The sequence below is a fragment of the Massilibacteroides vaginae genome (genome assembly GCF_900178525.1).
GTDB classification, from domain to species: domain Bacteria; phylum Bacteroidota; class Bacteroidia; order Bacteroidales; family Tannerellaceae; genus Massilibacteroides; species Massilibacteroides vaginae.
In genome coordinates this window covers 330001-343304 of sequence record NZ_FXDJ01000007.1, presented here as the reverse complement: position 1 = coordinate 343304, position 13304 = coordinate 330001, and the positions used below count along the sequence as shown (strand labels likewise).

At 39.8% G+C, this 13304-nt stretch carries 13 protein-coding genes; 4 read left to right on the top strand and 9 right to left on the bottom strand.

What is annotated here, in order from left to right:
• The first annotated feature begins 96 nt into the window (after positions 1–96).
• On the top strand, positions 97–2559 hold the full coding sequence (lon, locus tag B9Y81_RS04445; protein ID WP_085535789.1) for an endopeptidase La: 2463 nt from the start codon (positions 97–99) through the stop codon (positions 2557–2559).
• Positions 2560–2639: 80 nt separating this feature from the next.
• Here lon and B9Y81_RS04440 read toward each other — a convergent pair whose 3' ends face one another.
• The 5 genes from B9Y81_RS04440 to nusB all read right to left on the bottom strand — a co-directional run bounded on the left by B9Y81_RS04440 (position 2640) and on the right by nusB (position 6060).
• Complete coding sequence (locus B9Y81_RS04440; protein ID WP_085535788.1) at positions 2640–3089, bottom strand: DUF5606 family protein; 450 nt, start codon at positions 3087–3089, stop codon at positions 2640–2642.
• Positions 3090–3177: 88 nt separating this feature from the next.
• Entirely contained in the window at positions 3178–3756 is a 579-nt protein-coding gene (gene coaE / locus B9Y81_RS04435; protein WP_085535787.1) for a dephospho-CoA kinase, read from the bottom strand.
• Complete coding sequence (locus B9Y81_RS04430; RefSeq protein WP_085535786.1) at positions 3749–4762, bottom strand: CdaR family protein; 1014 nt, start codon at positions 4760–4762, stop codon at positions 3749–3751. The genes coaE and B9Y81_RS04430 overlap by 8 nt, the downstream gene beginning before the upstream one ends.
• A 12-nt stretch (positions 4763–4774) precedes the next feature.
• Positions 4775–5080: a preprotein translocase subunit YajC gene (gene yajC / locus B9Y81_RS04425; RefSeq protein ID WP_085535785.1), complete on the bottom strand. Its 306-nt coding sequence runs from the start codon at positions 5078–5080 to the stop codon at positions 4775–4777.
• Between the two features lie 53 nt (positions 5081–5133).
• Entirely contained in the window at positions 5134–6060 is a 927-nt protein-coding gene (nusB, locus tag B9Y81_RS04420) for a transcription antitermination factor NusB (RefSeq protein WP_085535784.1), read from the bottom strand.
• A 233-nt stretch (positions 6061–6293) separates the two neighbouring features.
• Between nusB and B9Y81_RS04415 the strand changes: the two genes are divergently transcribed.
• A complete protein-coding gene (locus B9Y81_RS04415) occupies positions 6294–6647 on the top strand; it encodes a DUF3276 family protein (protein ID WP_085535783.1) in 354 nt (117 codons plus the stop codon).
• An 87-nt stretch (positions 6648–6734) separates the two neighbouring features.
• Here B9Y81_RS04415 and B9Y81_RS04410 read toward each other — a convergent pair whose 3' ends face one another.
• Positions 6735–6902, bottom strand: a complete 168-nt coding sequence (locus B9Y81_RS04410; RefSeq protein WP_085536001.1) for a DUF362 domain-containing protein — start codon at positions 6900–6902, stop codon at positions 6735–6737.
• Between the two features lie 156 nt (positions 6903–7058).
• Here B9Y81_RS04410 and porT point away from each other — a divergent pair, with 156 nt between their 5' ends.
• Positions 7059–7760: a type IX secretion/gliding motility protein PorT/SprT gene (gene porT, locus B9Y81_RS04405; protein ID WP_085535782.1), complete on the top strand. Its 702-nt coding sequence runs from the start codon at positions 7059–7061 to the stop codon at positions 7758–7760.
• On the opposite strand, the gene B9Y81_RS04400 is transcribed toward porT, so the two are convergent.
• Genes B9Y81_RS04400 through rsfS form a run of 3 tightly spaced genes read right to left on the bottom strand, consistent with a single transcriptional unit; the run spans position 7747 to position 11022 of the window.
• Positions 7747–8565 (bottom strand): phosphatidate cytidylyltransferase, encoded by an 819-nt coding sequence (locus B9Y81_RS04400; RefSeq protein ID WP_085535781.1) that lies wholly within the window; start codon positions 8563–8565, stop codon positions 7747–7749. The genes porT and B9Y81_RS04400 overlap by 14 nt on opposite strands.
• A gap of 27 nt (positions 8566–8592) precedes the next feature.
• Positions 8593–10632, bottom strand: a complete 2040-nt coding sequence (ftsH, locus tag B9Y81_RS04395; RefSeq protein ID WP_085535780.1) for an ATP-dependent zinc metalloprotease FtsH — start codon at positions 10630–10632, stop codon at positions 8593–8595.
• Between the two features lie 30 nt (positions 10633–10662).
• On the bottom strand, positions 10663–11022 hold the full coding sequence (rsfS, locus tag B9Y81_RS04390) for a ribosome silencing factor (protein WP_085535779.1): 360 nt from the start codon (positions 11020–11022) through the stop codon (positions 10663–10665).
• A gap of 452 nt (positions 11023–11474) precedes the next feature.
• Here rsfS and recQ point away from each other — a divergent pair, with 452 nt between their 5' ends.
• A complete protein-coding gene (recQ, locus tag B9Y81_RS04385) occupies positions 11475–13304 on the top strand; it encodes a DNA helicase RecQ (protein WP_085536000.1) in 1830 nt (609 codons plus the stop codon).

Below are 13304 nucleotides of genomic sequence, written 5' to 3'. Positions count from 1 at the left end.
CTATTTGATTGAATCGTTCAAAAGTAATGGATTTTAATCAAAAAGGCGTAACTTTGGCACATTTATTGTACACATTTGCTACAATGGATATTCTATATGATGAAAAATAAAAAGAGACTATTTACTGAAGAGTCGTATGACGATTTGGAGGATAATATTGGTGTTGTAATGCCAATTTTGACAGAATGTGATGTGGATGAAGACTTTATGGAAGGAATGGATGAAGTGGGTACTGTAGTGCCAATCCTGCCGCTTCGTAATATGGTGCTTTTTCCCGGCGTTGCTATACCTGTCGTGGTAGGACGACCAAAGTCGATGAGACTTATTAAGGACGCCGCACAGAAGAAAACGCTGATCGGCGTAGTCTGTCAGAAGGAAATGGAAATAGAAGATCCGGCTCTGGATGATCTGCATTTAACGGGAGTAATAGGCGAAATTGTCCGGGTATTGGAAATGCCGGATGGAGCTACGACTGTGATCCTTCAGGGTAAAAAACGCTTTACGCTGAATGATCTGACAGACGCAGAACCTTATTTGCGTGGAAATATAACATTGTTGGACGATGTGCTGCCTGAACAGACAGATCGTGAGTTTGAAGCATTGATCTCTACGATTAAAGACCTGACGATAAAGATGATGAGCGCAATGGCTAACCCACCGCGCGATTTGATATTTTCTATCAAAAACAATAAGAATGTTCAATACCAGATTAATTTTTCCGCAAGCAATATACCCAGTGGTGCTACTGAAAAGCAACAACTTTTGCAGATAGATGATCTGAAGGAACGTGCCTACCGGTTGCTTTTTATCCTGAACAGGGAGTATCAGTTGATAGAGCTTAAGGCTTCTATTCAAATGAAAACGCATGAAGATATAAACCAGCAGCAAAAGGAATATTTCTTACAGCAACAGATAAAAACGATACAGGAAGAGTTAGGCGGTAATATTAATGAACTTGAAATAAAGGAGCTCAGAGCGAAGGCCGCAAAGAAAAAATGGTCTAAGGAGGTTTCCGAAGTGTTCGAAAAGGAAGTGCGGAAGTTAGAACGTTTACATCCGCAATCGCCCGATTTTTCTATTCAGACGCAATATGTTCAGACTATAGTTAATCTTCCCTGGAATGAATACAGTAAAGATAACTTTAATTTGAAACGAGCCGAAAAGGTGCTTAATCGTGATCATTACGGGCTCGAAAAGGTGAAAGAGCGTATTATAGAACATTTGGCTGTGTTGAAACTGAAGGGTGATATGAAGTCTCCTATCATTTGTTTGTACGGACCTCCGGGAGTTGGTAAAACATCGCTTGGAAAGTCGGTTGCCGAGGCACTAAACAGAAAATATGTTCGCGTTTCTTTGGGAGGATTGCACGACGAGGCTGAAATCAGAGGTCACCGCCGTACGTATATAGGAGCTATGTCCGGACGTATAATTCAGAATATTCAAAAGGCAGGAACTTCCAACCCGGTGTTTGTGCTGGACGAAATAGATAAAATAACGTCAGACTTTAAAGGAGATCCTTCTTCCGCTTTGCTGGAAGTACTCGACCCGGAACAGAACACGACTTTCCACGATAATTATTTAGATATCGATTATGATTTAAGCAGGGTGATGTTTATTGCGACAGCCAATAATCTGAACACAATTTCCCAGCCACTGTTGGATCGTATGGAACTGATAGAGGTTAGTGGCTATATTCTGGAAGAAAAAGTTGAAATCGCAGCCAGACATCTTGTTCCAAAACAATTGGATACGCATGGTGTTCCGAAAGAAAAAGTATCTTTCCCCAAAAAATCACTTCAATTGATCGTTGAATCATATACACGCGAAAGCGGTGTGCGTGAACTGGATAAAAAGATCGCTAAAGTGGTACGTAAGATCGCCAAGCGTTTTGCTTTAGGTGATGATTCTGCCGTGCAAGTAACCCCCGCCTTAGTGAAAGAGTTCTTAGGCGCTGTTGAATATACGCGCGATAAATACCAAGGTAATGAGTATGCAGGTGTTGTTACCGGATTGGCCTGGACGGCCGTTGGTGGTGAAATTCTTTTCGTGGAATCCAGCCTGAGCAAAGGAAAAGGAGAAAAACTGACACTAACCGGAAACTTAGGTGCGGTAATGAAAGAGTCCGCCATGTTGGCACTCGAGTATATCCGTTCGCACACTAAATTATTCGGTATCCAGGAAGAAATGTTCGAAAACTGGAACGTACATATTCATGTGCCCGAAGGAGCAATACCGAAAGACGGACCAAGTGCCGGTGTAACGATGGTAACTTCGCTGGTTTCCGCCTTTACACAACGAAAGGTAAAAGCAAACTTAGCCATGACAGGCGAGATTACGTTGCGAGGTAAGGTGTTGCCCGTAGGTGGAATCAAAGAAAAGATTCTTGCCGCTAAGCGAGCAGGTATTAAAGACATCATTCTTTGCACAGAAAATCAGAAGGATGTAGAAGAAATTAAAGAAGATTATCTGAAAGGGCTTACTTTCCATTACGTGAAAGATATTGCAGACGTAATTGATTTCGCGCTAACAGACGAAGTGGTGAAGAATCCGCAATTTTGATCATCTGAAATCAAATAGCTCAAAAAAAACGTCACTGTAGGAAATACCACAGTGACGTTTTTTTTGATTTTACGTTTCTTTTATTCTTTATCAGCTTCAACAGATGCTTCATCCTGAACATCTTCAGTTTCCTCTGTTTTAGGCGTAAAGTCTGTCATTCCTGCTTTTACAAGGATATTGTACCAGCTAATCAGTTTTTTAATATCACTTGGATATACACGATCACGGTCAAAATCAGGTAATATTTCTGCGAAGAAATTACGCAATTCGTCAGGATATGAGCTGATCTTTTTTGTGTCAACTACTTCTCCGTTTTCCTTGTCTTTGAGTTTTGTAAGTACTTCGTGTAGTGGTACTTCAGAACTATCAGTATAAATGGCGATATCGCCTAATGATATCACCTTATCTTTAGCATAAGCCGGTATTCGTTTTTTATCTACTAAAGATTCAATGATCAACATGTTTTTCCCGTGGGATACTAATTGATACAATCCGGGTTTTCCCGAAATAGACAAAATAGTTTTCAACATAATGTTTTCTTTTTCTTCTTATCATTTAAATTTGAAAGTACAAATGTACGATAAGGTACGAAATAAAGAAGCATCTTAGGTTAGAAAATTATTGATTCAAAGAGGAGAGTACAGTATGAACTTGAGGGATAAGTGCTGTGTGGTCGTCATTATAAATAACAAAATCGGAACGTTCTTTTTTTATTTCCTCCGAAATTTGATTCTTCATTCTTTGCCTGATTGTCTCTTCGGATATCCGGTCACGCCCGGCAACACGCCTGATTCTTATCTCTTCGGGTGCGTATACTGAAAGAGTCTTGTCGACCAATGCATCAAATCCAGATTCAAAGAGTATAGCGGATTCAATAGCACAGATTCCCCCTTTCTGCCGATCTACCCAGCTCCGGAAAGATCGACCTACTTCCGGATGAATAATCCGGTTTACGGTTTGCAGTAGTTTCTGATTGTTAAAGATATAGTAAGCCAGTTTTTTCTTGTCCAATCCTGTTTCGGTATATAAGTCGTCACCAAACAAATTAATTAGTTCAGTTCGTATTTCGGTTGATGTGTTTGTGAGAATCTTTGCTTCCGTATCAGCGATAAAAACAGGCACTCCGTACAAACTCAATAGCTCTCCAACAACTGATTTGCCGCTTCCTATCCCTCCTGTAATACCGAGTTTAATCATGGGTGATGCTCTGTTCGATGATGAATTCAACTTTGTTGGGCACTAACGTATAGGTCTGTATCCAATCCGGTTTATCGATTAGTTTGATCGGAATGGAACCGGAAATATGCTGCTCCAGATCTTCGTATTTTATGCGGATTGAAAAGCTGCCTTCTTTCAAATTCTTGTACTTACTCATTGGAACATTGCAGTTAACCGCTACGGAAGGAGGAAATATTCTAACAATATGTCGGGCGGGAATGTCTGTACAAACAATCGGAATATCTAATGTTTTTTCTGTGAATTCTTCTACCTGAATGGATACGGCTACATTTGTTTGTTCGAATGTAGCTCCGGAGATTGGTTCCAAAGCAAGATTTCTTGTTATGCTTTTCTTTATATTCTTAATGTCTATGTAGCCGGTTCTGACTTCGGAAATTGAGTCGAGTACATTTTGAGTGGAATAAACATTAATTGATGTGGGAGATATACTTATTTTGTCGGCAAGCCCATATCCGTCACTCGGTATAACAGAACCGTTGAAAACAACAGGTACTTTCTTTTGTTTTTTCTTACTTGTCTGTACTTCGATAGACGAAGGGGTAAACCTGTGAAGCTGAGTGGTAGTGAAAAGCTGCTTCATCAGATGAGCTTCGATCTCCTGCTGACTAACATTAAGGACTTTGTCTTTGTCTAACGCTTTTTTGTAATCAACTTCTATTGGGGAGATCGTTCTTCCAATGGAATAATTCAAGAGCACATTCCCTTTGTCTTTTACAGATATGACAATATCCTTTGGAGGAGGTTGCGCAAAGGCTACATCCGCCGGAATATCTTTATATCTGACCGGGATAGTTATTTCTATTTCATATTCTTCATTCATGCTCTGTAATACCCAGAAGCCGAGTGAAAGTAATAGAAAAAGAAAAAAGATTAAAACTTCTTTCCAACTTTGGCGGTGTAAAAAAGCTTTAATCTTTATCTGGGCAGACTTGATTCTTTTATTTTCAGTTTCAAGTCGTGGCATAAATTCGTTTTGTTATTTTGAGTCTTCAGAAGAAGCGAAGACTGAAGTCTTATCAACTTTAATCTTTACACCATCCGCAACTTCGATAATCATATAGATATCACCTATTTCTTTGATCTTTCCATAGATACCACCGGATATAATTACTTTGTCACCAGTTTGTAAAGCTTCACGTGCTTTTTGGATGTCTTTTTGTTTCTTTTGCTGAGGGCGTATCATAAAGAAATAAAAAATAGCGACCATCGCTACAATCATAATTATTCCCGAGTAGGGTGATTGTCCTCCAGCGGCCTGCAGAAAAATTGTCAGTAAATCCATATCAATCTCTTTATTATATTAGTTTGTAATATATGCAAATGTAGTGATAATTATTAATCTTTAAATAATAACTTCTCGTTTTTTAGCTCGGATACAATTGAATCAAGAATACCATTGATGAAAGTTCCGCTTTTGGGCGTGCTGTAATATTTTGCTATATCAATGAATTCGTTGAGTGTAACGTTGACAGGGATTGTCGGAAATGTTGTTATTTCGGCAAGAGCGACTTGCATAATGATCAGGTCCATATTCGCGGTACGTTCAGCTTCCCAGTTTTTTATGTGGCGGCCGATGCGTTCACGGTATTCTACACCGTTTGTGAGTGTTTTCCTAAATAAAGAGGTAGCAAAATCCTTGTCTTCATCGTCCTTAAACATGGGCAGAAGCGCTTGTTTTTCACCGTTTTTGTCTTCAAACTTCTTGATTGTTTTTAGTGTAAAAGTCTGGACTATCTCGATATCATCATTCCAGTAAATGCTTTTGTCTTCCAGATACTCTTCAATCATTTCATTCGTACAGATGAGCTGTTTGAATATCTGACGCCAGAATTCTTTATCCGATTCGTATGAATCCTCTTTGCTGTCAATGTATTCCTGATAAATAGTTGATTTTAGGATAAGATCAAGCACATCTTTTACAAAATCGGGATCGTTGCTCCATGACAAACTATGTTGTGAAACCTGTTCCTGTAGGTCGAGGTTCTTTTTTAGTTGAGCGATAAATCGGTTGTCGATAAATTTGGTGTTGGGGTTTTTTTCCTCTTCCGTGGGCATGTATTTATGCTTGCGATTATCAAGGATTCGCTCCTGCAGGTTTGTGACTTCTATTAGTAAGAGCAAGAAATAATGATATAAGTCATAAGACTTTTGCAGGCTGAAGAGTAATTCTTTTTCCGCTGTTTTGAGGTCTTTGTTACCATTCTGATAATACGCGTATATTATCTGTAAAACTTTAATGCGGATTAAAATTCTGTTAATCATTGTTTGAAAGAACTTCTTTTTTAGTTTGTTTAATAAGGCTGCAAATTTAGTTATTCTTTTGTGATTAAGGATTGGACTCGCTGAAATAAATCACTAAAGAACTGTAAAATTTTAATCTTGTGCATGTTATGGGACATATTAGTAAGTTTAAATAGTGTTTATTTTAAAAAAAATGCACATATTTGAAGCAGTATTTAGTAAAATAGAGTATAATTACCGTAATTTTTGCAGATATGGAAGATTCAGTTAAGAAAATGTTTGTTGATAGTGGCGATAAGGAAATTATATATTCTAAAGCCATAAAGGCAGGAAAACGGATTTATTATTTAGATGTAAAGAAAAACCTTAAAGATGATTTGTTTCTGGCTATTACTGAGAGTAAAAAAATCCAATCAAAAGAAACAGGAAGCGTGTCTTTTGAAAAACACAAAATATTCCTTTATAAAGAAGATTTTCAGAAATTCATGGATGGGATGACAGACGTGATCTCATTTATCGAAGATCATAATGCGGCTAAAAAGGAAAACGAACCCTCAGACGATGATACGGATAGCAAAGGGGATATCAAACTAAATATTGAATTTTAACAAAATAAAAAAAGCAAGGGGCTTATCCTATTAAGGTAAGCCCCTTACTTTTATTACAATAGTGTTAAAACTATTGATGTTTGCTTATCATGCAGGGTGGATAGCTTCTGTAGGACATACGTCCGCACATGTTCCACAATCTGTACACATTTCAGGATCGATATGGTAGATATCGCCCTCAGAAATTGCTGATACCGGGCACTCATCAATGCAAGTTCCACAAGCAATACAATCTTCACTAATTACGTAAGCCATCTTGTAAATGTTTAAATAAATTATAGTAACTATTAGTTCCTGCAAAAATATATATTTATTCGAACTAAAAAAAATATAGCCTTTAATTTTAACTTCGCGCCCGGATTCTTGCAATAAGTTTATCGATTCTTCGTTATTAATTTAAAATATATAAAGTTGAGACGTCTGTTTTTATTTATAGGATTAGGTTGTTTGATTTCAGTAATTGCTTTCGGGCAAAAAGAACGACCCAAAAATCAGCCTTATGCTGATTTTAAAATGTTTCATTTAGGTTTTCATGTAGGAATACATGCGCAAGACTTAATTTTAACGAATACGGGATATGCTGAAAACGGCGAAATCCTTTTTGCGGAAATTCCTGCCTATTCGCCCGGGTTTAGCGTTGGTGTGATAGGGGATATGTTTCTGAATCCATTTTTGAATCTTCGCTTTACTCCGACACTTAATTTCGGTGATAAGCAGTTTAAGTTTATTGAACAGAATTCTCAGGAAACATTTTCTACGGTGGTTCGCTCCAGCTACTTGTCTTTCCCTTTGAGTTTGAAATATACTGCCTTACGATTGAATAATTACCGACCTTATCTGATAGGTGGTGTATATGGTGCTTTTGATATGGGACGTAAAAAAGGTAATCCTCTTTTACTGAAGAGTATGGATTACGGCGTTGAGTTTGGTTTTGGCTGTGATATTTATTTGCCTTACTTTAAACTATGCCCGGAGTTGAAGTTTAGTTTCGGACTGGTGGATTTGTTGGAGAAAAAACGAGACGATCTCAACGAAGCCGAATTGATCAAATATACGAACGCCCTGTCAAAAGCGACATCAAGAATGATAACATTGACATTTAATTTCGAATAAACAGCTCAAAATAGATATAAGCAGCCGGCGAAGCCATTATTATACTGTCAAATCTGTCAAGCATTCCACCATGACCCGGCAGAATAGATCCGGAATCCTTTACTTGTATTGTTCGTTTTAATAAAGACTCAGTCAGGTCTCCCCAAGTTGCAAACACAACAGTCGTAACAGATAACCCTATCCAGTTATACCAGGCAATCTCTATAAAATAGCAAGATAATATATAGGCTACGATAAGTACAAATGCGATACCTCCAAAGAACCCTTCCCACGATTTCTTAGGCGAGATTCGTTCGAATAAGCGTCTTTTCCCAAATGTAGAGCCCACCAAATAGGCACCCGTGTCGTTTACCCATACGAATATGAATATGGCTAATAGCGGAATGGCAGAATAAACTGCGCCCTCAATAGCAACCAGATTCAGTAAAGAAAAAGACCCTGCGGCATATACCTGAATTAAAAGCAGATAGGCCCAATTCTTTATCGGATTATCTGCTTTATAATATAGCTCCATGATAAACAAGATGAGAATAAACAGCAGGTAAGGTAAGAATATATCACTGCCGGCAATGTCATACCGATACATAAACGTGGCAGCAAACAGATAAACGCCGCCCAATACATGGGTGCAGCGTTTAATCAAATTGGTGTTTTTACCATAAAGCAACCCATATAGTTCCCAGACAGAAAGTCCGGTTATCAGGCAAAATAAACCCGAAAAGCTATATGCTCCATACCATATTGCGCTTATTATTACAACAACGAAAATAAGTCCGGTAAACGCACGTGTTATTAGATTCTTCAAGGCTCTCTGCTGTTTGGTTCGCTTTTATTATTCTTGCGTATTGTTGTTTGCTGTAGGTTCAGCTGCCGGTTTGTCCTCTATTTCAGTACTTACAACCGGCTCTTCCTTTACAGCGGGACTCACTTTCTTCTCCTGCTGTTCCATCAGTTCTTCCATGCGTGAAACCCAAGGGCGTTTGCCAAAAATATGTTCAACATCTTCGGTATAGATCACTTCACGTTCAAGCAGTACATTCGCTAATTTATTATGCCCCTCAGTGTTTTCTGTCAGCATTTTTCTTGCGCGTGCGTATTGCTCATTTATTATTTTCTGTACTTCAGTATCAATCAGGCGAGCGGTTTCTTCACTGTAAGGCTTTGTGAAACCCCATTCCTGTCCGGTTGTGTCGTAATAGTTTATATTCGGTAAAGCTTCGCTCATACCAAAGTATATTACCATTGCCAAGGCCTGCTTTGTTACTCTCTCAAGATCGTTAGACGCTCCTGTAGATATTCTGCCAAGGAAAATTTCTTCCGCCGCACGTCCGCCAAGTGTGGCACACATTTCATCCAGCAATTGCTCTTTCGTAGTGATCTGACGCTCTTCGGGCAAATACCAGGCAGCTCCCAGTGCTTTTCCGCGCGGTACGATTGTTACCTTAACTAACGGATTGGCATGCTCGAGCAGCCAACTAAGTGTGGCATGACCAGCTTCGTGGAAAGCAATACTTTTACGTTCTTCGGCAGTAGTGATCTTTGTTCGTTTCTCCAAACCACCCACAATACGGTCTACCGCACTCATGAAATCTTCTTTTTGCACAAAGCTTTTTCCATTACGTGCAGCAATCAATGCCGCTTCATTACAAACGTTTGCTATATCTGCACCGGAGAAACCGGGTGTTTGTCTTGATAAAAATTCCGCGTCAACGCTTTCGTCAATCTTGATCGGACGAAGGTGTACACCGAATATTTCTTTTCTCTCGTTGATGTCCGGAAGTTCTACATGAATCTGACGGTCAAAACGACCGGCACGAAGCAATGCTTTATCCAACACATCCGCTCTGTTTGTTGCGGCAAGGATGATTACACCACTGTTTGAACCGAAGCCATCCATTTCTGTAAGCAGCTGGTTCAGTGTGTTCTCGCGTTCGTCATTACTATTCATGTTCGCGTTTTTACCGCGGGCACGACCTACGGCATCTATCTCGTCGATAAATACGATACAAGGAGCTTTTTCCTTTGCCTGACGGAACAGGTCACGCACACGTGATGCTCCAACGCCGACAAACATTTCTACGAAATCCGAACCGGACAAAGAGAAAAACGGAACGTTTGCCTCTCCGGCTACCGCTTTTGCCAACAATGTTTTACCTGTTCCCGGAGGGCCTACCAACAAGGCGCCTTTTGGAATTTTTCCACCAAGTTCAGTGTATTTCCCCGGATTTTTAAGGAATGATACAATTTCTTCTACCTCCTGCTTAGCTTCCGACAATCCGGCTACATCCTGAAACGTAACCTTGTGGTCATTGTCTTTATCAAACAATTGCGCCTTCGCTTTTCCTACATTAAATACTCCTCCGGGGCCTCCACCGGCACCACCAGACATTCGTCTCATGATGAATATCCACAAGAATATGAAAAGAACCCAGGGGGCTAACGATATGAAAAAGTTGAAAAACGCGTCTTCACCCTCTTCATAGGTAATTGGAGTGTCAATATTATGCTCCGAAACCATCCGGTCATAGAAGTCGGAAAATTTATCGGAAGAAGGGATCTTTACCAGAATCTTTGGAGAGGTACCCAAACGATCGGCGTTATCTTTAAAAACGTCTTTAACCTTGTCGCTTTTGACTGTTGCTTCCAACATGTTTTTCTTGTTGAAAACGGTTATTTTGTCAAAGGAATTTTCCTGTGCATACTTCTGAAACTCGGTCCAACCGATTTCTTTTGTTATAGACGAGTCGCTTGTGAAGTATAATGCGCCAAGCATGACAAGTATAAGCCCATACATCCAGTAGATGTTGAAGCGAAACATTTTTTGTTTGTTGTCTTTAGGAGGCTTATTAGACATATTTTTATTATTGTTCATATCGCTGTTATCAAAATATAATTAAGAAAATCAATCTAAATCGGGAATGTGAGTAACCTTTGAGTCAGACCATAATGTTTCCAGATTATAAAAAGTCCTTTTCTCCGGCAGAAAGATATGTACAAGAACTGTGCCATAGTCTAACCCAATCCATTCCGCGCCCTGTTTGCCATGCACCGAAATAGGTTTTTCGCCTGCTTCTTTATGCCCGAAATCCCATACGGAATCGGATAAAGCGGATACTTGTGTGGGGGTGTTGCCTTCGCAAATAATCATATATTGACATATTGCTCCGGATATATTGGTTAGATCAACTGTTACGATACTTTTGCCTTTCTTTTCCTGCAGGCCATTTACTAATGTCTTTACTAAACTTTCCGTTGAATTCATTCCTACCTATTAAATTAGATATAATTATAAACCGCAAATATACTTTTTATATTTGTCATGAACATCGTTCGGACTATAAATAAATTGTTATGAATAAAAACAAAATAGGCGCAACAATGTTTGGCGGACTCGTCTTTTTGTGAGCATCTGTTTCCTATATAATAATGTATATAAAGTATATGTTTATATTTATAAAGTATATTTCTCTTTTTCTATATCTGTGGAAAAACTTTACCACAGATATAGAAAAGTTTTTCCACAGATATAGAAAAAGGAAAATAAAGGTTATTTTTCCTGACATATAGAATAAGCAGTGAAAAACGTTGAATGAGGCACAAGAGCTGCCTGATGAAAAGTTGTTTCGATACGGAAGTGATACCACCGGTTGTCGTAGCCAAAGGAATTTTTAACTATCTTCGAGGCCTGAATACACCAAAATGCCATTACTGCGGATGAAAGAGCTATATGCTTTGTTAAAGAAGTTTTTCGGATATACAACTTTTCGCCCTTATCAGGAAGAGATCATTCAAACGATATTGAGTAAGCGGGATGCCTTAGTTTTGATGCCGACAGGTGGAGGGAAGTCTATTTGCTTTCAGCTACCGGCTATTTATCTTCCCGGTACTACCCTTGTGGTGTCGCCGCTGATTGCCCTGATGAAAGATCAGGTGGAAGGACTTGTTGCAAACGGTATTCCTGCCGCGGCGTTAAACAGCAATATGCGTGAAGAAGACCGGCAACAGGTAAAGCAGCTTTGCGTGCAAGGCAAAATAAAATTGCTATATGTTTCACCGGAAGGATTGATGGGCGAGCTGAACTGGTTGTTCCCCCGCATGACTATTTCGTTGATTGCAATTGACGAAGCGCATTGTGTGTCTCACTGGGGGCATGACTTCCGACCCGAATATACGCAGCTTGCTGTTTTGAAGGAGCAATTTCCCACTGTTCCCATTGTGGCGCTTACGGCAACGGCGGATAAAATAACACGTCAGGATATTATCGACCAGCTTAAATTATCTGATCCACAGGTGTTTGTATCCTCGTTCGATCGGCCTAATCTTTCGCTTACGGTACGCAGAGGGCTGACTAAAAAAGATAAGAACGCGGCTATACTTCATTTCATACGTGCGCGAAAAGAGCAATGTGGCATTGTTTATTGCACAAAGCGAGACGACACAACGGCCGTGGCGGATACCCTCAAACTGTATGGCATAGATGCAGTGGCTTACCATGCGGGAATGAGTCCGCAACAAAGAGATAAAGCGCAAAGCGATTTTATAAATGACCGTACACAAGTGATTTGCGCTACGATTGCTTTCGGAATGGGTATTGATAAGAGTAACGTTCGCTGGGTAATTCATTACAATACGCCCGGAAGTATTGAGAACTATTATCAGGAAATCGGACGTGCGGGACGAGATGGCCTGGCAAGTGATACCTTGTTGTTTTACTCATTGGCCGATCTGATTATTCGCAGGCGTTTCGCCGAAGAAAGCGGACAATCGGAAGTTAATCTGGAAAAACTGAACCACATGCAGCGTTACTGTGAAGCAGATATTTGCCGCCGCCGCATTTTGTTAAGTTATTTTTCGGAACAGCGTGAAGACGATTGTGGTAACTGCGATGTGTGCCGCAATCCTCCCGAACGTTTTGATGGTACTGTTTTGATTCAGAAAGCCCTTAGTGCCATTGCGCGAACAAATGAAAGCATTGGTATGCAGATGCTGATCGATATACTTCGCGCGTCCGGGCGAGCAGAACTAATCTCCCGTGGTTATCATTTGCTGAAAACCTACGGTGCCGGACGTGATCTCTCTTATAGAATGTGGCGCGAGTATATTTATCAAATGCTTCAATTGGGATATATTGAAATAGATTACGCGTCATCAAATGTATTGCGTATAACCCCATCCGGACGAAAAGTATTATACGGTGAAACAACAGCCCGGTTAGCCGTTTACAAAGAACCGGAACAAACCGAAACCACTACAAAGCGGGGCAAGAAAGGTGACTTTAAAGCTCGACCGATCCGTCCGAAAGAGGCTTCTACAATTGAAGAAACGCTGTTTGATTCACTTCGCCAATTACGAAAACAATTAGCTGAAAAGGAAAACACACGCGCCTATCTTATCTTTTCGGATGCTGCCCTGCAAGATATGGTAGATAAAAAGCCGTTGACACTTGATGAATTTGCAGAAATTAAAGGAGTAGGGCAGATCAAGCAAGAAAGATACGGAAAGGTATTTATTGCGCTGATCCGTTTTGTATTGAAGAAAGAGTAG